21 protein-coding genes are annotated in these 20,821 nt (G+C 60.8%); 15 read left to right on the forward strand and 6 right to left on the reverse strand.

Annotation, left to right across the window (positions count from 1 at the left end):
• Positions 1 to 119: 119 nt before the first annotated feature.
• A complete protein-coding gene (locus tag IHQ71_RS17710) occupies positions 120 to 380 on the reverse strand; it encodes an accessory factor UbiK family protein (protein ID WP_258157764.1) in 261 nt (86 codons plus the stop codon).
• Between the two features lie 172 nt (positions 381 to 552).
• On the opposite strand from IHQ71_RS17710, the gene lgt reads away from it, so the two are divergent.
• The 7 genes from lgt to IHQ71_RS17745 all read left to right on the forward strand — a co-directional run bounded on the left by lgt (position 553) and on the right by IHQ71_RS17745 (position 7,332).
• Positions 553 to 1,401, forward strand: coding sequence for a prolipoprotein diacylglyceryl transferase (gene lgt / locus IHQ71_RS17715; protein WP_258157765.1), 849 nt, complete (start codon positions 553 to 555; stop codon positions 1,399 to 1,401).
• Positions 1,398 to 2,495: a class I SAM-dependent methyltransferase gene (locus tag IHQ71_RS17720; RefSeq protein ID WP_258157766.1), complete on the forward strand. Its 1,098-nt coding sequence runs from the start codon at positions 1,398 to 1,400 to the stop codon at positions 2,493 to 2,495. Before lgt ends, IHQ71_RS17720 begins: the two co-directional genes overlap by 4 nt.
• Before the next feature lie 90 nt (positions 2,496 to 2,585).
• Positions 2,586 to 3,380 (forward strand): peptidoglycan editing factor PgeF, encoded by a 795-nt coding sequence (gene pgeF, locus IHQ71_RS17725; RefSeq protein WP_258162873.1) that lies wholly within the window; start codon positions 2,586 to 2,588, stop codon positions 3,378 to 3,380.
• The gene (locus IHQ71_RS17730; protein ID WP_258157767.1) at positions 3,381 to 4,532 is read left to right on the forward strand and encodes a Xaa-Pro peptidase family protein; all 1,152 of its coding nucleotides are present in this window, start codon (positions 3,381 to 3,383) and stop codon (positions 4,530 to 4,532) included.
• A gap of 104 nt (positions 4,533 to 4,636) precedes the next feature.
• Positions 4,637 to 5,377, forward strand: coding sequence for a hypothetical protein (locus IHQ71_RS17735; protein WP_258157768.1), 741 nt, complete (start codon positions 4,637 to 4,639; stop codon positions 5,375 to 5,377).
• Between the two features lie 125 nt (positions 5,378 to 5,502).
• Positions 5,503 to 6,438, forward strand: coding sequence for a ribose-phosphate pyrophosphokinase (locus IHQ71_RS17740; RefSeq protein WP_258157769.1), 936 nt, complete (start codon positions 5,503 to 5,505; stop codon positions 6,436 to 6,438).
• A 33-nt stretch (positions 6,439 to 6,471) separates the two neighbouring features.
• Positions 6,472 to 7,332, forward strand: coding sequence for a hypothetical protein (locus IHQ71_RS17745; RefSeq protein ID WP_258157770.1), 861 nt, complete (start codon positions 6,472 to 6,474; stop codon positions 7,330 to 7,332).
• 14 nt (positions 7,333 to 7,346) lie between these two features.
• Here IHQ71_RS17745 and IHQ71_RS17750 read toward each other — a convergent pair whose 3' ends face one another.
• From IHQ71_RS17750 to IHQ71_RS17760, 3 genes are all read right to left on the reverse strand, one after another.
• The gene (locus IHQ71_RS17750) at positions 7,347 to 8,309 is read right to left on the reverse strand and encodes a helix-turn-helix domain-containing protein (RefSeq protein WP_258157771.1); all 963 of its coding nucleotides are present in this window, start codon (positions 8,307 to 8,309) and stop codon (positions 7,347 to 7,349) included.
• 191 nt (positions 8,310 to 8,500) lie between these two features.
• Positions 8,501 to 9,934 (reverse strand): hypothetical protein, encoded by a 1,434-nt coding sequence (locus IHQ71_RS17755; protein ID WP_258157772.1) that lies wholly within the window; start codon positions 9,932 to 9,934, stop codon positions 8,501 to 8,503.
• A 141-nt stretch (positions 9,935 to 10,075) separates the two neighbouring features.
• The gene (locus tag IHQ71_RS17760; RefSeq protein WP_258157773.1) at positions 10,076 to 11,524 is read right to left on the reverse strand and encodes a hypothetical protein; all 1,449 of its coding nucleotides are present in this window, start codon (positions 11,522 to 11,524) and stop codon (positions 10,076 to 10,078) included.
• A gap of 286 nt (positions 11,525 to 11,810) precedes the next feature.
• Between IHQ71_RS17760 and IHQ71_RS17765 the strand changes: the two genes are divergently transcribed.
• From IHQ71_RS17765 to prfH, 6 genes are all read left to right on the forward strand, one after another.
• Positions 11,811 to 12,425 (forward strand): 50S ribosomal protein L25/general stress protein Ctc, encoded by a 615-nt coding sequence (locus tag IHQ71_RS17765; protein WP_258157774.1) that lies wholly within the window; start codon positions 11,811 to 11,813, stop codon positions 12,423 to 12,425.
• Between the two features lie 216 nt (positions 12,426 to 12,641).
• Positions 12,642 to 15,023, forward strand: coding sequence for a putative bifunctional diguanylate cyclase/phosphodiesterase (locus tag IHQ71_RS17770; RefSeq protein WP_374990039.1), 2,382 nt, complete (start codon positions 12,642 to 12,644; stop codon positions 15,021 to 15,023).
• 20 nt (positions 15,024 to 15,043) lie between these two features.
• Positions 15,044 to 15,763, forward strand: a complete 720-nt coding sequence (locus IHQ71_RS17775; protein WP_258157776.1) for an ABC transporter substrate-binding protein — start codon at positions 15,044 to 15,046, stop codon at positions 15,761 to 15,763.
• 66 nt (positions 15,764 to 15,829) lie between these two features.
• Positions 15,830 to 16,528 carry an aminoacyl-tRNA hydrolase gene (gene pth / locus IHQ71_RS17780; RefSeq protein WP_258157777.1) on the forward strand — a complete coding sequence of 233 codons (699 nt, stop codon included), beginning with the start codon at positions 15,830 to 15,832 and terminating at the stop codon, positions 16,526 to 16,528.
• Between the two features lie 277 nt (positions 16,529 to 16,805).
• Positions 16,806 to 18,011 carry an RNA ligase RtcB family protein gene (locus IHQ71_RS17785; RefSeq protein WP_258157778.1) on the forward strand — a complete coding sequence of 402 codons (1,206 nt, stop codon included), beginning with the start codon at positions 16,806 to 16,808 and terminating at the stop codon, positions 18,009 to 18,011.
• Positions 18,004 to 18,621, forward strand: a complete 618-nt coding sequence (gene prfH, locus IHQ71_RS17790; RefSeq protein ID WP_258157779.1) for a peptide chain release factor H — start codon at positions 18,004 to 18,006, stop codon at positions 18,619 to 18,621. Before IHQ71_RS17785 ends, prfH begins: the two co-directional genes overlap by 8 nt.
• Before the next feature lie 35 nt (positions 18,622 to 18,656).
• On the opposite strand, the gene IHQ71_RS17795 is transcribed toward prfH, so the two are convergent.
• Complete coding sequence (locus IHQ71_RS17795; protein WP_258157780.1) at positions 18,657 to 19,037, reverse strand: hypothetical protein; 381 nt, start codon at positions 19,035 to 19,037, stop codon at positions 18,657 to 18,659.
• A 98-nt stretch (positions 19,038 to 19,135) separates the two neighbouring features.
• Between IHQ71_RS17795 and prmB the strand changes: the two genes are divergently transcribed.
• Together prmB and IHQ71_RS17805 are read left to right on the forward strand one after the other, a co-directional pair.
• Positions 19,136 to 20,071, forward strand: coding sequence for a 50S ribosomal protein L3 N(5)-glutamine methyltransferase (prmB, locus tag IHQ71_RS17800; RefSeq protein ID WP_258157781.1), 936 nt, complete (start codon positions 19,136 to 19,138; stop codon positions 20,069 to 20,071).
• Entirely contained in the window at positions 20,068 to 20,433 is a 366-nt protein-coding gene (locus tag IHQ71_RS17805; protein ID WP_258157782.1) for a hypothetical protein, read from the forward strand. Before prmB ends, IHQ71_RS17805 begins: the two co-directional genes overlap by 4 nt.
• Before the next feature lie 2 nt (positions 20,434 to 20,435).
• Here IHQ71_RS17805 and clpS read toward each other — a convergent pair whose 3' ends face one another.
• Entirely contained in the window at positions 20,436 to 20,747 is a 312-nt protein-coding gene (clpS, locus tag IHQ71_RS17810) for an ATP-dependent Clp protease adapter ClpS (RefSeq protein ID WP_258157783.1), read from the reverse strand.
• Positions 20,748 to 20,821: the final 74 nt, after the last annotated feature.

A 20,821-nucleotide genomic window follows, 5' to 3' on the forward strand; every position in this document is an offset into this window, starting at 1 on the left:
TTGATTCAATTTTGAATGGTAACCGACTCTCGCATATGGCTTTTCAGGCCTTTGAGGCGGCGGAAACTTTTCTTTTCCGCCGCGCTTCGCAGCTGTGGATAACCCTCCAGAACTCCCGCTCAGGGCTTCGAAGCGGCGAGTTTCGCTTCGAGTTCGGCGAGGCGGGCGGCAAGTGCGTCGTTTTCTTCGCGCGCCTTGACGGCCATTTCGCGCACGGCCTCGAATTCCTCGCGCTTGACGAGGTCCATGCCGTTGAGCCAGCGCTCTGCCTGCGCCTTGAATGCGCCTTCGACCTCGCGGCCCACGCCCTGCACGGCGCCGGCGGCATCGGTCATCAGCTTGGCGAAATCGTCAAGAATGCGGTTCGGTCCATCGGCCATGGCGTGTCTCCCTGGAGATTGTTGGTCGTGGAATTGAGGTAGGACGCGCCTCCGGCCGTTGCAAGGAAAAATCGGAACGCGCGGCATTTTGCGTGACCGGCTGCCTTTGAATGCCCTGTCCGCCGTCCCATATCGTGCTATAAGCCGCCGAAAGTTCAGCCCGAATCCGGACATGCCGTTGGCCCCCTTCATTCAGATCCTCGCCTACATGCCCTTCCCCGATATCAACCCGATCGCCTTCTCCGTAGGGCCGGTCGATATCCGTTGGTACGGCATTTCCTATGTCGTCAGCATCCTGCTCGGCTGGTTTTATGCGCGCAGGATCATATCGACGCCGAGGCTGTGGAAGAACGACGCACCGCCGATGTCGCTGCTCGACATCGATGATTTCGTGCTCTGGGCCGCGATCGGCATCGTGGTCGGCGGCCGTATCGGCTTCATCCTGTTCTATGATCTTCCCGTCTATCTCGCCGATCCCCTGCGCGTCTTCCAAGTCTGGCACGGCGGCATGTCCTTCCATGGCGGCATTACCGGAACGGCAATCGCCATGATCCTGTTTGCCCGCAAGCGCGACATCAGCATGTGGTCGCTGTTCGATGTCGTCAGCACCGTCTGCGTCACCGGACTGTTTCTGGTCAGGCTCGCCAATTTCATCAACGGCGAGCTCTGGGGCAGCGTGAGCTTCCTGCCATGGGCCGTGCTTTTCCGGGACGAGATGTTCCCGCGTCATCCGAGCCAGCTATACGAGGCCGGTCTCGAAGGTCTGCTGACCGGCATCGTGCTCGCTATCATGGTCTTCCGGCTCAGTGCCCTCAAGCGGCCGGGCCTCGTCGCCGGAACCTTCGTGAGCCTCTATGCCATCAGCCGCATCGCCGTCGAATTCGTCCGCGTGCCGGATGAGCAGGTCGGCTATCTCCTTGGTACAAGCTGGATGACCATGGGCATGGTTTTGTCCGTCCCCATGCTGCTGCTCGGCCTGTGGGCGATCTGGCGCGCCAACCGGATGGCCATCGCCGCATGACCACGCCGCTTGCGGATAAGATCAAGGCGATCATATCGGTCAACGGCCCGATCAGCGTCACCGACTATTTCGCGCTGTGTCTCGCCGACCCTGAACATGGCTACTACAAGACGCGTGATCCTTTTGGCCGGGGCGGCGATTTCGTCACCGCGCCCGAAGTCAGCCAGTTGTTCGGGGAAATGATCGGTGTCTTTCTCGTCGAAGCCTGGCGGAAACATCTCAGGCCGAGCCGCAATCTCCGCATCGCCGAGATCGGCCCTGGTCGCGGCACGATGATGGCGGATATCCTGCGCACCGTAAGGCAACTGGCGCCGGAACTCTATGACGCGGCAACCGTGCATCTGGTCGAGACCAGCCCTGCTCTTCGCAGTATCCAGCAGACCACGCTGGCATCTCACTCGGAAAAGCTGGCATGGCACGAGAGCTTCGACACGATTCCACCCGGCTTCCTCCTGTTCGTGGCCAACGAGTTTTTTGACGCGGTGCCGATCCGGCAATTCGTCAAAACCGCGAACGGTTTTCGTGAGCGGTTGGTTGGCGTCGATGAGAGAGAAAATCTCGCCTTTGCCGCCGGGGTGACGGGCGTCGATCCGGCCCTGCTGCCGGCCGGGCACCAAGCTGCCGCACCCGGTACGATCGCCGAAGTCGCACCGGCCCGCATGGCAATCATGCAACTGCTGTCGGACAGGCTTTTCGACGCCGGCGGCACGGCATTGATTATCGACTACGGCCACTTGGCCACGGGGCTCGGCGATACGCTGCAGGCCGTCTTCAAACACACTTTCGACCCGCCGCTCGCTCATCCTGGCGAGGCGGACCTGACGAGCCATGTGGATTTCCAGTCGCTGGCGGAAATCGCCCGGAGCCGCTCCATCGCAGTCAACGGCCTAATGACGCAGGGCGAGTTCCTGCTGAAGCTTGGCCTCCTCGAACGCGCGGGCGCGCTTGGTCGCGGCAAGAGCCCGAAGCAACAGGCGGAAATTCAGGCCGCCGTTGAAAGGCTCGCCGGAACCGCCCCGAACCAGATGGGTGAACTTTTCAAGGTCATGTCGGTTTCAAGCCCGGATGTGCAGTTGGCACAGTTTATCGATTGAGTTGACACCTTCCATATGCTTCTGCAACATCCCGCCGCAATGACCGCTTCGCCGCGTGCCCAGCGCCAGACTTCGAAAGGCCGATCCTCGATGATATCAGCCGCGCGACCCTCCCCGATCCAGAGTCCCCTGCTGAGCGAGAATGCTGGAACCGGCATTGCGCATGGCTTCTTCACGCGGGCGGGTGGCGTATCGGAAGGTCTTTACGCCGGTCTCAATGTCGGCCTGGGTTCGCATGACGAACCCGAGCGTATCCGCGAAAATCGAGCGCGTGTCGCCGGCTGGTTCGGCGCCGGCGCTGGCGATCTCGCCACGCTCTACCAGATCCATTCGCCTGACGTCGTCACCATCGACAAGGTCGGCGACGGCGAGAGGCCAAAGGCCGATAGTCATGTAACGGCCACGCCGGGCGTCGTGCTCGGTGTGCTGACCGCCGATTGCGGGCCGATCCTTTTTGCCGACCCGGTTGCCCGCGTCATCGGTGCCGCCCATGCCGGCTGGAAGGGCGCATTCGACGGCGTGATCGAGAACACAATCGCCGCGATGGAAACACTTGGCGCGAGACGCAAAAACATCGCGGCCAGTCTCGGCCCATCGATCTCCAAAGCCAATTACGAAGTCGGCCCCGAGTTCCATGCCAGGTTCATCGAGCGCAACGCCGATTGGGCGCGGTTCTTCACGCCATCCGAAAAACCGGAACACTTCATGTTCGACCTGCCCGGCCTGACGATCAGCCGGCTTGAACAGGCGGGCGTCCGGGCGGAAAATGTCGATGTCTGCACCTATGCAGACGAAGAGAGATTTTTCTCATATCGCCGCACGACACATAGAAACGAGCCGGACTACGGACGGCAGGTTTCAGCAATAATGATACGGGAGGACTAAATGGCGCTGCATTTTTCGAGAGACGAATTCGCCTCCCGCCTGGAACTGGTCAAGGCGCGGATGAAGGAAGAAAAGCTCGATGCCCTGCTGATCTTCGCCCAGGAAAGCATGTACTGGCTGACGGGCTACGACACATTCGGCTACTGTTTCTTCCAGTGCCTCGTCGTCAAGGCCGATGGCCAGATGGTTCTGATGACGCGTTCCGCCGACCTCCGGCAGGCCAGGCACACGTCCATCATCGAGGACATCCGCATCTGGGTCGACCGGACCAATGCCGACCCGGCGCAGGACCTCAAGAACCTGCTGATGGATCTCGACCTGCTCGGATCCAAGATCGGCGTGGAATACGACACCCACGGCCTGACGGGCCTCAATGCCCGCAGGCTGGACCACCAACTCACATCCTTCGGCACCTCGACCGACGCCTCCTACATCATCTCCAAGCTTCGGCTGGTGAAGAGTGCCGCCGAGATCGAATATGCCGAAAAGGCTGCGGCACTTTCCGACGACGCCCTCGATGCAGCCCTGAGGCTCGCCAAGCCGGGCGCTAACGAGGCCGATATCCTGGCAGCAATGCAGGGTGCGATCTTTGCAGGCGGCGGGGACTATCCGTCCAACGAATTCATTATCGGCTCCGGCGCCGATGCGCTCCTCTGCCGCTACAAGGCCGGACGGCGCAATCTCGATGCCGTCGATCAACTGACGCTCGAATGGGCCGGCGTCTATGCACATTACCATGCGCCGATGATGCGGACAGTCATCGTCGGCACACCAAACGACCGGCAGAAGGAACTCTATGCCGCCTCGCGCGATGCGATCGAGGCGATCGAAACCGTGCTGATCACCGGCAACACCTTCGGCACCGTCTTCGATACGCATGCGCGGATCATGGACGAGCGCGGTCTCGCCAAGCACAGGCTGAATGCCTGCGGCTATTCGGTGGGCGCGCGCTTCTCGCCCTCATGGATGGAGCACCAGATGTTCCATGCCGGCAATCCCGAGCCGATCCTGCCAGGCATGACGCTCTTCGTACACATGATCATCATGGATTCCGAGACCGGCACCGCCATGACCCTCGGCCAGACTTACCTGATCACTGACGGGCCTGTGAAAAGCCTGTCACGCCATAGTCTCGACCTGATTTCGGTGTGAGTTAGGCCGGTCATTCCACCCCGGCCCCGGAACGATTGACTCGCGCAAGGATAAGGAACGATACTTCCGGGCCGTCGGGGGTGTCGGCGGGGTTGGAGCCTTTCATGATGCGCAGCGTTTATCACGCATTGGCGGCGGCTGTTTTCATGGCTCTGCTCGCTGGCTGCAACACCGACGGTCTCACGCCGCAGGCGGAAATTCCCGGCGCCAGCCAGACGACCCAGCCAACACAAGTGGATCAGCAGACCGAGGTCGCCGAGGTTCCGCAGGACCGGAAGCCAATGATCGATTCCGAGCCGGATCAGACATCGACCGTGCGCTCGCCGCAGAATACGCTCGAGGCCCAGGCCCAGGCGATCGAGAGCGGCCAGGACAATCCATCCGAGACAAAGGCCAAGCAAACCGGCAATCTCGGCGCCAACCTCTATAAGACGGATGCCGACAACACGAAAGTCGCCAGCCTCTATTCGGCGAAGGCCACCGAAGGCTCGATCCGCTTCCTGCCGATCATCGGTGCTCCTGTGCAGGCCGTGACGCCGCTCTCCAAGGAACTCGGCGTCTCGGCACGCGGCAATGGGCTGACGATCAAGAGCTCGAGCGACCAGACCGCGCAACATGTATTGAAGGGCTATCTCAGCGCCTTCAGCGATGGCGACAAGGTAACAGTCGTCTATGTCTGGGATGTGCTCGACAATGCCGGTGGCCGGCTGCATCGCATCCAGGGGCAGGCAAACGTGACCGGTGGGGGCGGCGACGCCTGGGCTTCGGTCCCCGCGACCGTCATGCAGGAGATCGGCGTCAACACGATCGCCGAATATATGAAATGGAAACAGACGCAGGGCTGAGCGCGCAAACTGCGACCATTCGCACCTCATCGACGTTTCCCAACAGGAAAATCCGGCTATCCCCTTGCAATCACGGTGCAGCGCGGTATTAGAGCGCCATCCTGCATGAAATCAGGCGGACCCACATGAAGGTATTTTCTGGTAATTCCAACCGGCAGTTGGCCGAGGCCATCTGTGCGTACCTGAAGGTACCGCTTGGAAAGGCCAGCGTCCGGCGCTTCGCCGATCAGGAAATCTTCGTCGAAATCCAGGAAAACGTGCGCGGTGAGGATATCTTCCTCATCCAGTCGACATCCTACCCGGCCAACGACAACCTGATGGAACTGTTGATCATGATCGACGCAATGCGCCGGTCCTCGGCAAAGCGCATCACCGCGGTCATCCCCTATTTCGGCTACGCCCGGCAGGATCGCCGCGCGTCGGGCCGCACGCCGATCTCGGCCAAGCTGGTCGCCAATCTTATCACCGAAGCCGGCGCCGATCGCGTGCTCACGCTCGATTTGCACGCAGGTCAGATCCAGGGCTTCTTCGATATTCCGACCGATAATCTCTTCGCCGTGCCGATTCTGACCCGCGACATCAAGGCGACCTATGACCTTGATAACGTCGTGGTTGTTTCACCGGATGTTGGCGGCGTGGTGCGCGCCCGGGCGCTTGCCAAGCGCCTCAACGACCGTAACCTGGCCATCGTCGACAAACGTCGCGAACGCGCCGGAGAGTCCGAAGTCATGAACATCGTCGGCGACGTCGAGGGCAAGGACTGTCTGCTGATCGACGACATCGTCGACTCCGGCGGCACGCTTTGCAACGCCGCCGACGCGCTGCTGGCACAAGGTGCTGCCAGCGTCACGGCCTATATCACGCATGGTGTTCTTTCGGGCGGCGCCGTCGATCGCGTCGCCTCGTCGCAGCTGCGTGAACTCGTCACCACCGACTCTATTCAGCCCCCGACCCGGGTTCTCTCCGCCCGCAACATACGCGTCATCAGCACCGCGCCTCTCATCGGCGAGGCAATCAATCGCACAAGCCTTGAAGAATCGGTCTCAAGCCTGTTTGATTGATCCTGGCGTCGACGACAGCGCCGGGAGGTACCTTTGGCGCTCAGCAGAGACGAAATCTTCCTTCACCCTGAACTGCATGCCCATATCAAAGTTCAGTCCGCGTCTCTGGTGGGAATGTTCCAGCAGGATGCCCGGCTGGCGGCGGTGTTCGCCACCCAGCAGCGCTGGCTGATGTCCCATGTCGGGCTTGCACTCTATTTCCGTGGTATGACAAGCGGCGGCCGCACAGGCCTTCACATCACGACCTTCCTGCAGACAGTCGATAACGCGCACATCGCGAGCCGGAATACGGCCGATTCCTATCTCAAGGAAATGATCAAGTACAAGTATGTGGAAATGCTTCCCTCGCCGGAGGACAAGCGCCTCCGCCCGCTGGCACCGGCACCGCATGTGCTGATGGCGATCACCGGATGGCTACGCATTCACCTGGCGAACCTCGACAGCCTTGTGGGCGGTGAGCGCCTTGCAAATTTCGACCGGGACCCGTCCGTGATCGCGCAAATGCAGCCGATCATCTCCGACGGCTTGGTCACCGCGCGCGCGGTCCGCCATCCCGAGAAGACGTTTTCGCTCTTCACCTGGCTCGACAATGGCGGCCTCGTGATGGATTGGGTGATCACCAATATGGAGAACGCCCCGATGTCGGCCGAGCGGGTCGCGGTCGGCAACGTGTCGACGGTGGAAACGGCGCACCGGCTCAACCTCTCCCGCACCCATCTCGCCCGCAAGCTGCGCGAGGCGGAAAGCATGGGCTCGATCGGCTGGGAGGGCCGCCGAGGACATTCCGTGATGTGGGTCTCCCGCGGCTTCCGCGAGGAATATGCCGGCGCCCAGGCCGCCAAGCTCTCGATCGTCGATCACGCCTGCGAGGCCGTGTTCGGCACGAATAGCTAGAGCCTCGGGATCAATCACCCGTGCATGCCGAGCCGGTTGATCTTCCGGTGCAGCGTGGCACGGCTGATGCCGAGCATCTGCGCCGTCAGCGACACATTGTTGTTGTTGCGTGAGAGCGCCCGGCGAAGTGCCGCCCGTTCCGCCTCCAGCAGATCCCTGCCCTCGGCATCGAGATGCTCATGCAGAAGATCGGCCGCCGGCATGCCGCTGTCGATCATGTGGTCGTCGAGCTTGAGCGCCAGCCGTGCCGCCCGGGTCGCGCCCAGCACCATGTCGTCGCGGTCCACCGCCAGCAGAGCAGAGCCCGCATGCGACGAGGACTGGACGAGCACGATGCGCGCATCCTTGTAGGCGCGCCGGAAGAGATTGATCTCGATGCGGGCGGCCGAATCCCTCACCGCCTGGGCAAGCATGGGCATGACCATCTCGGTCGCATCGCGGCGCGCGGTGGAGATGTCGATCGCGGCCACGATCCGACCCTTGTGGTCGCGCACGGGCGCGGACGCACAGGACAGGCCGATATTGGCGGAGAGGAAGTGCTGGTCGCGGAACACGGTCACCATCCGGCCCTCGGCAAGTGCGGTACCGATGCCATTGGTGCCGACGCTCGCCTCGCTCCAGAGCGCGCCCATCCACAGGCCCAGATCCTTGAATTCCTTGTCTTCGGAGGCAACGCCCCGGCGGTCGAGCACCACGCCTTCGCTATCGGTGAACACGAGACAGCAGCCGGCCTTGCCGACCATGCCGAACAGCCAGTCGAGTTCAGGCGACGCCTCTTCGACGACATGGCCGGAACGGCCGAGCACGTCCTGGAATTCGGCATCCATCAGCCGCACGGGCGGATGCGCCACCTCAGGCGCAAGCCCATGCCTGGTCAGACATCGCCGCCAGGACGCCGTAATCGGCGAGGCTGCCGGTCCGGATTTCTCGTTGGCCAGAGCATAGACCCTGTCCGCATGCTGGTTCTCTTCAAGCATTCGCTCCTCCCAAAGCATCGTGCTCGCATTCCGCACCACGACCATAACACGGCGCGACCGCATTGGTAGCTGGCATTTGGTCGAATTCACCCTGCATATATTAGTCAATCCGCCTTGAGGCACGAGAGCCATCCGGGCCTCGCAGCGATAGCTGCGAAGGCGTGTGACGCATTATTGCGACGCGCTTTAGATCACACCGGCAGCGGCTGGCCATTGATGGTGATCTTGCCGCGCTCGTCCACCTTCACATTCCACAGCATGGAGCCGTCCGGCTGGGTCTTGCCAAGGCCCTTTGCCATCAGTGCGAAGAATGACGCCTGCCCGAAGATCGGCACCGTCTTGGAATTGTCCTGCAGGAACTTCACCGTCTTGTCGAAGTCCTTCGCGGTGATCGTCAGATCGGCTTCGGACTGATCGTCATCTCGGCCTGGCCGCATAAACAGCGAGCCTTCAAGGCTGAAGTCGTAAACTTCGGAACGGGCATAGGTGTTGGAAAACTGCATGGTGACCCGCCCGTCCGGCAGCATCACTTTGCGTATGTCGGTGTCACGCGTGGCCATGTCTGGCTTCGAAAGCGCCTCCCAGACCGGCTCGAATTTGAAGCCGAAGTAGCGCGCGTGAACCGCCATCTCCTTGGGCAGCGCCTTTTCCAGACCCGCCGGCCAGAAGCCCGGTGTGACAGAAGGATTATAGGCGGTCGCGCCAAACACAACGGCGCCATCCTTGGCCATGTCCTCGAAAGACCAGTCATAAGCCAGCTTTTCGACCATGAAGGTTTTGCCGGAAGAGTTTATCCTGACACCGGAAATCATTGTCTTTCCGCCGAAACCATCGACGAACGGCTTGTGCGTGCCGACGATCGACGAAAGCTCCTTGAGTTCTTCCGGCTTGAGAGACTTGATATCCTGTGGCCTGCCCTCGACGCGCCAGAAGGCCATCAACTTGGCAATGCCCGCAACATCGAAGCTCCTGGCGCTCAACTGGCCTTCGAGCGTTTCGCCGGTGATCTTGACCTCAGGATTGGGGAATGTGCCGAATGTCTGCGCAAGCCCGCTGCCGGCATAGTCGGACACGACATCCAGCACACCGGCCCTCACGTCCGTGGACCGCATCTTCACGGAGAGGTCCTTGATGCCCGCCTTGATCGTATCCTGGCTCGAACGCATCGTGGACATCACGTCCTTCACCGAAATATCGGCTTCGCGAACGAAGGGAATGCGCGGGTCGAATTTGCCCTTGTCCCGGAGCTCGCCGATAGACAGCTGGAAGGCGCTTGTCCGGTTCGCGGCCAGCAGTTCGGTCGCGAGCTTGAAGCTGCCCTGGGTGGAAAAATCCCATAGCCCATCGGCGCCTGATGTGAGCGCGTGAACGATGGGCGTCACTTCCTTGACCGTCCAGGGCGCGGTGCTTTTTGCCAGCAGTCCGGCGAGATCAAGCGTCACATCGAAATGATCGCTCGAAGGCGCCACCGTCACCGCGCCGGCCTTTCTCATCGCCGCCGGCAGCGACGAGGAGATTGCGCCCTCGATCCGCTTGGCCTCCGGTTCGCTGATCTCGGCGGCGAATGAAGCTAGTGGCACTAGCGCGACAGTGAAGCCAAGGACATTGCGAAGGGCTGCGTTCATACGAAAGACTCTCCTGTGAAGCTGGCGATCACTAACGTTGCTATTTGCGGGCAAGTTAAGGCAGCGTCAACGGCCCTGACGGTGCAAACGAAAACGCCGGACTCGTGGCCCGGCGTCCGTTGGATCAGTTCGACATGAAGATCAGATCTTCATTTCCTGACCATTGATCATCACCTTGCCCGTTTCGTCCAGCTTGACGTTCCAGACAGTCGTATCACCCTCGGCCTTGCCGAAGCCCTTCATCATCAGCACCATGAACGAGGCCTGGCCGAACTCCGGCACCTTGCTCGCATTGTCCTGAAGGTACTTGATCGTCTTGTCGAGGTCGCGCGCGGTGATCGTTACATCGACGACCGGCTTGCTGCTGTCGTCGGGATTGACCTGCATGTTGCCGGCCAGCGAGACGTCATAGACGGCGTTCTTGGCAAACACGTCCGTGAACTCGATATGCATCTTGCCATCGGGCAGAACGATCTTGCTGATCGCGTCGGACTGTTCCGGGGTCAACGGCTCCGGCTTGGTGAAGTCCGCATGCTCGACCATGTAATTCACGACGCCTTCGAGATCGAGATTGCTGATCGCCACGGCGAAATTGGCGGATTCGGGCACCGCGCCTTCCGTCCCCGGCGGCAACAGGCTCACCGGAATGACCGGCTTGGTCATGCCCATGTTGAAGCGGGCGCTCGCATCCTTCTTGAGGCCGGTGAAACCGATGCCATAGGTGAAGCTTTCGACCGAAACGTCGATGCCCTGGGCGCTGACCTTGACACCGTCGAACTTGAGCTGTTCGTCGAACTTGTCGGTGAAGGGAACGTTGGCCTTGATCAGCGTCTTGAGCTTGTCGGCCTGGGCTTGGTCAAGCTTCTGCACGTCGGCCTTGACGAGGTCGAGCCCGAAGACGAGCAGATCGCGCAAGGCGTTGATGCCGAGGCGCTTGGCCTCGATCGTACCGGTCATGGAGTTGGCGGAGATGACGACATTGTTGGTCTTGTCGAGGATCGTCTCGGTCAGATTACCCATGGCCATCGTGCCGGACAGATCGACGATGCCCTCGGCAACCTTCTCGCCCTTCATGTCGGCGGACATCGTGTCCATCGACATGTCGATATTGGCCTCACCGCCCGTCGTGGTCATCTTGACCTTGTCGATGCTGTACTTGCCTGTCGTGAAATAGCTGATCGACGGGTCGAACACGCCGTCGAACACCATCCTGTCGATCTTGTAGGTAAAATCCTGCTTCTTGCCCTCGGCGGTAAAGCTGCCGTTGACGTCGAAATTGTCGTTGACTTCGACCTTCCACATGCCGCCGTCCTGCGGCGTCAGGTAATGAACGAACGGCTTGAGGCCGTTGATCGTGAACACGTCCTTCTTGACGTCCTTCAGGAGCGGCATCAGATCGACGGAAAGTTCGTAGCGATTGGCGGCGGGCGTGACCTTGAGGAAGCCGGTATCGACAATGTCCTTCGGCAGATAGTAGGTCAGTTTTTCCTTGATCTGGTCGGCGCCGGCCTGGTCGATTTCCGCTGCCTGCGCATGAAAAGGTAGAATGATCGCGAGCGTCGCGACGGTGGAAAGAAGCGCCTTGCGCATGATTGGACCTCCAGGTGCCTGTCCGGCTTATGATTTGTTCGACGGGAGATTGCCCCGACGATCCGGCCCCGTCAATGCCGCATCTGGGTGAGGCGGATACCACAGGAACGGTTGACCCGGCTGGGAAATTCGCGGACATGGCGCCTTGCATTCCCGGAACATCTGGTCTATGAGCCCGCATCCGCCCAGACACCCTTGGAGGCACGGCGGAGGTATGTCTATGGCATGCCGGTTCCCAGTGTCATCTGATACTGAGAATTCTCCATAACACTTGAAAGGAATAGCCATGAGCCACGATACTTACGAGCTCAAGGCCGAGCTGCGCGAACGGGTTGGTAAGGGGTCCTCCCGTGAACTTCGCCGCAAAGGCCTTATTCCTGCGGTCATCTATGGTGACAAGCAGGAACCTGTTGCCATTTCCCTGCCCAGCAAGGAAGTGACACTGAAGATCCACTCCGGCGGTTTCATGACCACCGTTGCCACCATCGATGTCGATGGCAAGAAGATTTCGGTTCTGCCGAAGGATTACCAGCTGGATCCCGTCCGCGACTTCACGATGCATGTCGATTTCCTGCGCGTGGGTGCCAACACCCAGGTGAATGTCGAAGTGCCCGTGCATTTCATCAACGAAGCGAAGTCGCCCGGCATCAAGATCGGCGGCGTTCTCAACATCGTTCGCCACGAAGTCGAGCTGCATTGCCCGGCCGATTCCATCCCCGAATTCCTCACGGCCGACCTCTCGGGCCTGAAGATCGGCGACGGCATCCACATCTCGAACATCAAGCTGCCGCAGGGCGTCACGCCCGTGATCGGCGACCGTGACTTCACCATCGCAACGATCGTCTCGCCGGCTGGCGGCACGACGGGCGAAGAAGAAGCGACCCCGGCAGCCGAAGGCTGATCCGCGGCTGGACATTGTCCGGCCACATCGCATGCATTCTCAGCCGCTCGGCCCCTGGGTCGGGCGGCTTTGCCGTTTTAGCGGTTCGAGATTTAGCGACATCTTAAGACTCGCACGCCTATAGTCACTGCCGCGAAACCCGGAGATCCGTAGCGTGAGTATCGTCATTTCGGTGCTCGGCGAGCGATTGGTAGAGAGTGAGACGGCGCCCACATGTTGGCCCATTCTGTCGAGAAGCGGTTCATCGCCATCATCTTTGCCGTTCTCGTGCTTCTCGTCGCCCCACTCTTCGTGTTGTTTTTTCAACTTTCCGCAAGCCGGTACGAGAAAGACGCTCTCGACCGCGGCGAGATCGTGCTCGAAGCCAACGCGAAAGCGCTCGGCAAGCCGCTGTGGGATTTCGATACCGAAAGCGTGAAGCAGATCGCCCGCGCCATTGCGACGGGTCGCTCCGTGACCGACGTGCATGTTCGCGACGTCTCGGGCGAAATCGATGTATCCGTACCGGAAGGGCAGGCCCACAAGCCCGAAGGCAAGGTTCTAACCGCCGAAGTAACCTACCAGTCCATAAGCGGGCTGCGCACGGTCGGCACATTGGAAATGCATCTCGCGCCGCAATCGATGTTCACCGGAGACTATCGCGGCGACCTCGCTTTCATCGCGATATTCCTGATCGCCGTGTTTGCCATTTTCGTCACCGCGATTATCGGCAACCGTCAGATGGTCATCAAGCCGCTCCTGAAGCTGACCGCGGCGATCGAGGCGACGCGCAGGCTGGGCTTCCGCCATCATGTCGATTGGATCGCGGACGACGAAATGGGCGCGCTGGCGGCCAACTTCAACGAAATGCAGGAACGTCTCGCGCGCGAGGAGAACGAGCTAAAGCGGGCCCATGCGCGCACCACGGAAATCTACAACCGTACGCCGGCCATGCTCTATTCGGTCGATGCCGACGACAATCTCATCGCCGTCAGCGACTACTGGCTGCTGGCGACAGGCCATACTCGCCCGGCGGTCATTGGCCGGCCATTCGCAAGTCTGCTGGAACCCGAATGCCGCATCCTCTATGGCGCGCGCAGGCGCATTTCGCTCGACGGCCATCTCGACCACGGCGTCACGCTCAAGTTCCGCTGCGCCAACGGCCGCATCATCGACGTGCTGATCATGGAAGCAACAATGGAAGAAGCCGCCAGCGAGACATCGCTCGCGCTTTCCGTGATGACCGACGTGACGGAACTCAAGGCGGCCGAGCGCCAGAACCATCTCCAGGCGATAACCGATCACCTGACCGGCCTCCTCAACCGGCAGGGCTTCGAGATGGCGATCGAGGACAAGATCCGCATCGCCGACCTCGAGAAATCCGAACTGGCCTGCCTCTTCGTCGATCTCGACCGTTTCAAATGGATCAACGACAATCTGGGGCATGCGGCCGGTGACGAGGTTCTCAAGAACGTGGTCGCGGCCATAGGCACGCAGCTCAGGACCACCGACACGATCGCCCGTCTCGGCGGCGACGAATTCGCCATTCTCGTCAGCGCCAGATCGGCGAAGACGGCGGCGCTCGAAATTGCCGCCCGCATCAGCACGGCCGTCGAACGGCAGATGGACGTCGCCGGCAGCATCGTGAAACTCAGCGCCAGCATCGGCATCGCGCTCTATCCCGAACATGCGCCCAACGCCGCCGAACTGCTGCAGAAATCCGATCTCGCCATGTATGCGCGCAAGAAGGCGGGCAAGAACGGCACGCGCTTCTTCGACCCGGATCTCGCAAATGCAGCGCGAAACCGCGCGTTCATGGAAAAGAACATCGAAGCCGGGCTCCGCGAGGACTGGTTCGACGCCTATCTCCAGCCGATCTTCAACCTTCAGACCGGCCGCGTTGCCGGCTTCGAAGCACTGATGCGCCTCGTCCATCCGATCGAAGGCATCATTCCGCCGGCGGGCATTATCCAGATCGCCGAAGAGACCGGCTCGATCAGCCGTGTCGGCGAACGGATTTTCGAAAAAGCGGTCAGCCGGCTCGCGAGCTTCTCGAAGCACGCGGCGCTCAGCGACGCCTATATCGCCGTCAATGTCTCGCCGCTGCAATTCGAGCCCGCCATGCTCGACCGGATGATGGCTGTCCTGATGAAATGGGGCGTCCAGCCCTCCCAGATCGTCGTCGAGATCACCGAAGCCGTGCTGATGCACCACAATCCGGTGATCCAGCAGGTGCTTGAAGCGCTGTGCAAATCCGGCTTCCGCATTGCGCTCGACGATTTCGGCACCGGGTATTCGTCGCTGAGCTACCTCAACCGCTTCCCCGTCGATATCGTCAAGATCGACCAGTCCTTCATCCGCTCCCTGACCGAGGACGACGAGACCTCGCGCCGCAAGAGCCGCATGCTGGTCGAAGGTATCAAGACGATCTCGCACCAGATGAACTGCATCGTCGTGGCTGAAGGCATCGAGAAGCAGGAGCAGCGCGACGCGCTTGCCGCCATGGGCGTCGATGCCGGCCAGGGTTACTTCTTCAGCCGCCCGCTGCCGGCGCTGGAAATCATCGCCAAATATGCCACGCTCGGGAACGCGTCCCTGCCGGCAGTCAAATCCGCATGACAACAACCCTCGGGGACACCATGAGATACTTGATTGTGACTGCCTGTCTCCTGTTCGGCTCCGTCGCACAAGCCGAAGACATCCATCTGGTAACGGAGGAATATCCACCCTTCGCCTTCCTCGAAGACGGCAAGTACAAAGGCTCCTCGGTCGACCAGGTGGAAATACTGATGAAAGATGCAGGCCTCGATTATTCGATGGACATGATGCCATGGGCGCGGGCGCTGGCACTGGCCGAGAGGCAGCCCTTGCACTGCGTCTTCACCGCCGCACACAACGAGGAGCGCGACCCCCATTTCAAATGGATCGAACCCCTGCTCGCCGGCCGGACGCTTCTGATCCGCAAGGCCGGCTCGAAGATCGCTCCGAAGACCATCGACGAAGCCAAGGACTATCTCGTCGGCACCCAGCGTGATGACTTCACGGCTGACCTCCTGAAGAAACACGGCTTCGACAAGCTTGATCTCGCCGCCGATTTCAACCTGACGCTCAAGAAGCTGATGCTCGGCCGCATCGACCTGATGCCGATTTCCGAGGACTATTACGGAAAGCTCCGGAGCGAAGGCGCCAAGATCGAATCGACCCTAGTGCTCTCCGAACAGATCTATTCGATCGCCTGCAACAAGTCGGTGCCCGACGCCGATATCGCCAGGATGCAGGCGGGTCTGGACAAGCTGATCGCCGACGGAACGCAAGCCGCCTTGATCAAGAAATACGGTCTCGACACCAAGAGCCAGTAAGCGCGCTGTTGACACCAACCTCAATCTGCGTTTTTGAAAGACGCCTAAACAGACGAGGCGCTTTTCGTGTTCATTATCGCAGGGCTCGGCAATCCCGGCCGGCAATATCAGGATAACCGGCACAATATCGGCTTCATGGCGCTCGATGCGATCAAGCGCGCGCATTCCTTTTCGCCCTGGTCGAAGAAGTTCAAGTCGGAAATCTCCGAAGGCACGATCGGGACCGAGAAGGTTCTGCTGATGAAGCCGCAGACCTATATGAACCTCTCGGGCGACGCCATCGGCGATGCGATGCGCTTCTACAAGCTCGCAGCTGCCGACGTCATTGTCTTCCATGACGAACTCGACCTGCCCGCCGCCAAGGTGCGGGTGAAGGTCGGCGGCGGGAATGGCGGGCATAACGGGCTCAGGTCGATGGATGCCCATGTCGGCCGCGACTACAAGCGCGTCCGCCTCGGCATCGGCCATCCCGGCGTCAAGGACATGGTGAGCGGTCACGTGCTCGGCGACTTCCACAAGGTCGATCAGGAGTGGCTTGAACCTCTGCTGGAAGATATCGCTCGCAATGTCGAACTTCTGTTCACCGGCGATGGCAGCCAGTTCATGAACAAGCTGGTCGGCCAGTCCCCTGCCCCGAAGGCCGAGAAGCCGGCACCCAAGGCGCAGTCGCATATCCGGCAAGCGCGTGGGCCAGGGCGCCCAACTGTCGAGCCAACCGGCCCTATGGCGGCCATGTTAAAGAAGCTGCTCGGCAAGGGCGATTGAGCCAGCTCCCGCCTCGCCTCACCGTTGCAGTTCGGCAACAACCGACCGCCTAGCGCCATTTTTGAATAAAACGGGTTTGCATTTCGTCAAATCGGGACTAATACGCGACATCCGGGCCATTCGGCCCCTGATTTACGAGACAGGAGCGCGCAATGAGCACTATTGCTAGCCGCCCTACGGGGCTTTGCGGCTGATCAGCGTTTGATACGCTGAGCATCGTTTTGTTCTGAACTGGCCGCCATGGCCGGACGTCAATCCGTATTCGGAAATCAAAATCATGGGCAATCCTTCAGGGGGCGAAATCCCCTTTGACGCGTCTTCGCGCGACCGCGCGATTGCACGTTTCTACTCCTCCGCGACCTGGATCGAAGGCGCGGCCGAGAAACAGCTCCACGATGTCGCGGCCTTGGCGGGCATGATGTCGGTCGCTGCGTTCCCCGACCTCCACCCGGGCAAATACGGCCCGGTGGGCATGGCGGCACGCAGTGACCGGCTCTATCCCCAGCTTGTCGGCAACGATATCGGCTGCGGCATGTCCTTCTTCGAACTCGATCTTCCCCTCCGGAAGCTCAAGATCGACAAGGCTGCCAACCAGTTGCGCGGACTCGAGGACATCGAACTCGGCGACCCCGCCGAGCGCCTCGAAGCATCAGGCATGGCGGGCGATTACTTCACCGGCGCACTCGGTACGATCGGCGGCGGCAATCACTTCTGTGAATTGCAGGCCGTTGAGGACGCCGTGGATGGCGCAGGCGTGGACCGGCAGCGGCTTTACCTGCTTGTCCATTCCGGCTCGCGCGCACTCGGCGCATCCGTCTTCGGCGATGTGATCGCCGCCAACGGCTCCATGCCCGAAGGGCTGGAAATCGGCACGGAAGCGGCCGTGGCCTACATGCTGGATCATCAGTCGGCACTCGCCTGGGCGAGCCTCAACCGGCAGATGATTGCCGAGCGTGCCGCCACGGCGCTCCGCGCCGACCTGAGGCTCGTGGCCGACGTACCGCACAATCTCGTGCAGCTCACCGGCAACGGCGTAGTGCACTACAAGGGCGCGGCGCATGTCGCGCCCGGTGCGCTCGCGCCTGTCGCCGGCTCGCGCGCCACACTGAGCCATCTGGTGCTAGCACTGGATGGGGTGGAGGCCTCGCTCGAAGCCATCTCGCATGGCGCCGGGCGCAAGTACGACCGCAAATCGATGCACGGTCGTGCCGGCGCCAACCGGTCGGAGCGCGAGGCGCTGATGACCAATGAATGGGGCGGCATCGCGATCTGCGACGACCGAGACCTGGTGATCGAAGAAGCTGCCGGTGCCTACAAGGATGCCGGCAAGGTGGTGGCCGACCTCGCAAGCTTCGGGCTGATCGAGCCGGTCGCCACCATGCGACCGCTGGTGACCTACAAGGCAGCAAGAATGGAAGAGGCCCCGCCTGCGCTCGATTGGAAGCGCGAGCGGACATTCGCAAGGAGGCGTAACAATGGATGAGACGTCACTTTTTCTGACCTCGGGAAATGGTCCGGTGGAATGCCGGGCCGCCCTTTCCGAACTGATCGAAATCCTCAAGGTCGAAGCCTGGAACGGCGGGCTTCGCTCCGAGATCGCGCTCGGCCCGCAGCCGGACGCGCACGGCCCGAAATCGGCCATCGTCACGCTCAGCGGCGATGGCGCGCAGGCCTTCGCGCGGCGCTATCACGGTACGGTCCAGTTCATCTTCAAGAGCCGGATCAGGCCGGGTCACAAGCGCCAGAACTGGTTCGTCGGCGTCAAGCCGATCGACCTCTCGGCGCTCGAACCCGAAACGGAGAATATCCGCATCGAGGACCTGCGCTTCGAGACGCTGCGCGCCGGCGGTCCGGGTGGTCAGCACCAGAACACGACCGACAGCGCCGTGCGGGCAACCCACATGCCGAGCGGCATCACGGTCGTCTGCCGGGATGAGCGTTCCCAGCACCGCAACAAGGCGCTCGCCATCAGGCGGCTCGCCGGCATGCTCGACCTGCTGGCGGTGCGCCGGGAACAGGATGTGAAAGCATCTCTCTTCATGGCAAGCAAGGATCTGGAACGCGGCAACGCGGTCAGGGTGTTCAGGCTATAAGGAGGTATCGCGGATCGCCGCGATACCCGATCTCACTACCATCTGGCCTCGCCGAGACGGCGGACGAAAAGCTCACCCACCCAGGCAAAGACCGCATCCGCAGCGTGGGCGAAGGCAAGCGCGATCTCCGTCGAAAGCAGCATCGCGCCCCAGCCGAGCACCAGTAAGGAAAGCACCGCGATCTTGAGGTTCCTGCCGCTGTCGAGCTTATAATACCCGGCCTCGTCATACTCGGTACCGAACACCCAGTCGTCGGCATCGTAGCCGTCGCTGATCGCCATATCCATCAAGGGCTTGTCGGAAAGCCTGTCCGGATAGACGTTGAAGACGGCGCGCGAGACATGGGCCACCGCGCCGAAAAGCACGAAGCACATACCGGCTAGTAGATAGTACCAAAGGCCAACGAGAACCTGCATGATTGGAATCTAACCGGATATCGGCAAAATTGCGTTAAAGCCCCGGTTTCAATTTTCGCGAACCGCATGTATCGATGGCCCGCCAGATGGAGGAACGTATGAAAGAGATTTCAATCGCTGATGAGCTTTTCACCGTTCGCGACTTCTGGCGCTATGCGATCAGCCGCTTCCAGGCCGCGAAGCTCAGCTTCGGCCATGGCACCACGACGGCGACCGACGACGCCGCATTCCTGGTGCTCGATTCGCTCGACCTGCCCATCGACACGCTCGACCCGTTTCTCGATGCCAGGCTGACCACGGCAGAGCGCAGATTGCTCACTGAGCGGATCGATGCCCGCGTGACGACCCGCAAGCCATCGGCCTATCTCACCGGCCGTTCCTATATCCAGGGCATCCGCTTTTATGTCGACGAACGGGTCATCGTGCCGCGCTCCTTCATCGGCGAGATCCTGTTTTCGGAATATGGCGGCGAGGAAGAGTCGCTCTATCTTCCTGATCGCTTCGGCGTCGAAAGCGTGGTCGATATCTGCACTGGCTCCGGCTGCCTTGCGGTGATCGCGGCTGGCTTGTTTCCCAATGCCGAAGTCGACGCGGTCGACTTGTCGCCCGACGCGTTGGAAGTCGCAAGGATCAACGTCACGGACCACGAATTCTCGGAGCGCCTGACGCTTTACCAGGGAAATCTTTTCGCACCGCTCAAGGGCAAGACCTACGATCTCATCATCACCAACCCGCCCTATGTCGATCACGACGAAATGGCGGTGCTGCCCGAGGAGTACCGGCGCGAGCCCGCCATAGCGCTCGACGGCGGCCCCGATGGCCTCGACCTCGTCCGCAGCATCCTCTCGCAGGCGCCCAAGCACCTCAATCCGGGTGGCGGGATGATCTGCGAGATCGGCACCGGCCGCGAGATTCTGGAAGAGGAATATCCCGACCTCGACTTCTTCTGGCTGGACACGGCGGAGAGCCAGGGCGAAGTGTTCTGGATCACGGCCGAGGCGCTGGGCGTGGGCGAGAAGAAGAAGCGGAAATGAGCGAACATAGTCCAATGCCCGGAATAGACGAGGCCCGCATCTGGGACATCGTCAATCAAGGCTGGCTCGATATGTCGCCCTCCCAAAAGCAATTCTGGGAATTCATCAGGATCGATCCAGAACAATGGCTAGCCGACCCGTACAAGTACCGTCCGCAAATGGCGTGGGTGGTTGCCGTCATCGGTCACCATGTGATCTGGTACAATGAATGCTGGTTCGGCGACCAACTGGACGGAATGGACAGCGGATTCGGCTGCTCCAACTATACGACCCACGGCAAGATTGGTTCTCACTTTTCAAGGCTGGACACGCTCTTGTCGAACGCGGTCCAAACGATCTTGCACAAAGTTCGGCCGACCTGAGCCTACTCCTCCGGCTCCGCCGTAAGCATCAGTGGAAACCCCGCATCCTTGGCATAGTCCATCGCTTCCTTGACCTTGGTCTCGGCAATGTCCCTGGCATAGACCGCGACCACGCACGAACCCTTCTGGTGCGCCGTGATCATGATGCGGTAGGCGACGGCGTCGCCGGTCTTGAATACCGCCTGCAGGATCATTTGGACGAATTCGCGCGGCGTATAGTCGTCGTTGAATAAAATGACCTTGTAGAGCTTGGGCTTATCGACCTTGGGAATGACCTTGGTCTTCGGTGTGATGACAATGTCGTCTTGGCTCATCGGCGTCGGTCCCGCGATGACAATGGATGTAAGGATTTGAAAGAGCTGGCGCGGGCACCATATCAGGAGCCCGC

The sequence above is a fragment of the Rhizobium sp. TH2 genome (assembly GCF_024707525.1).
GTDB lineage: Bacteria > Pseudomonadota > Alphaproteobacteria > Rhizobiales > Rhizobiaceae > Rhizobium_E.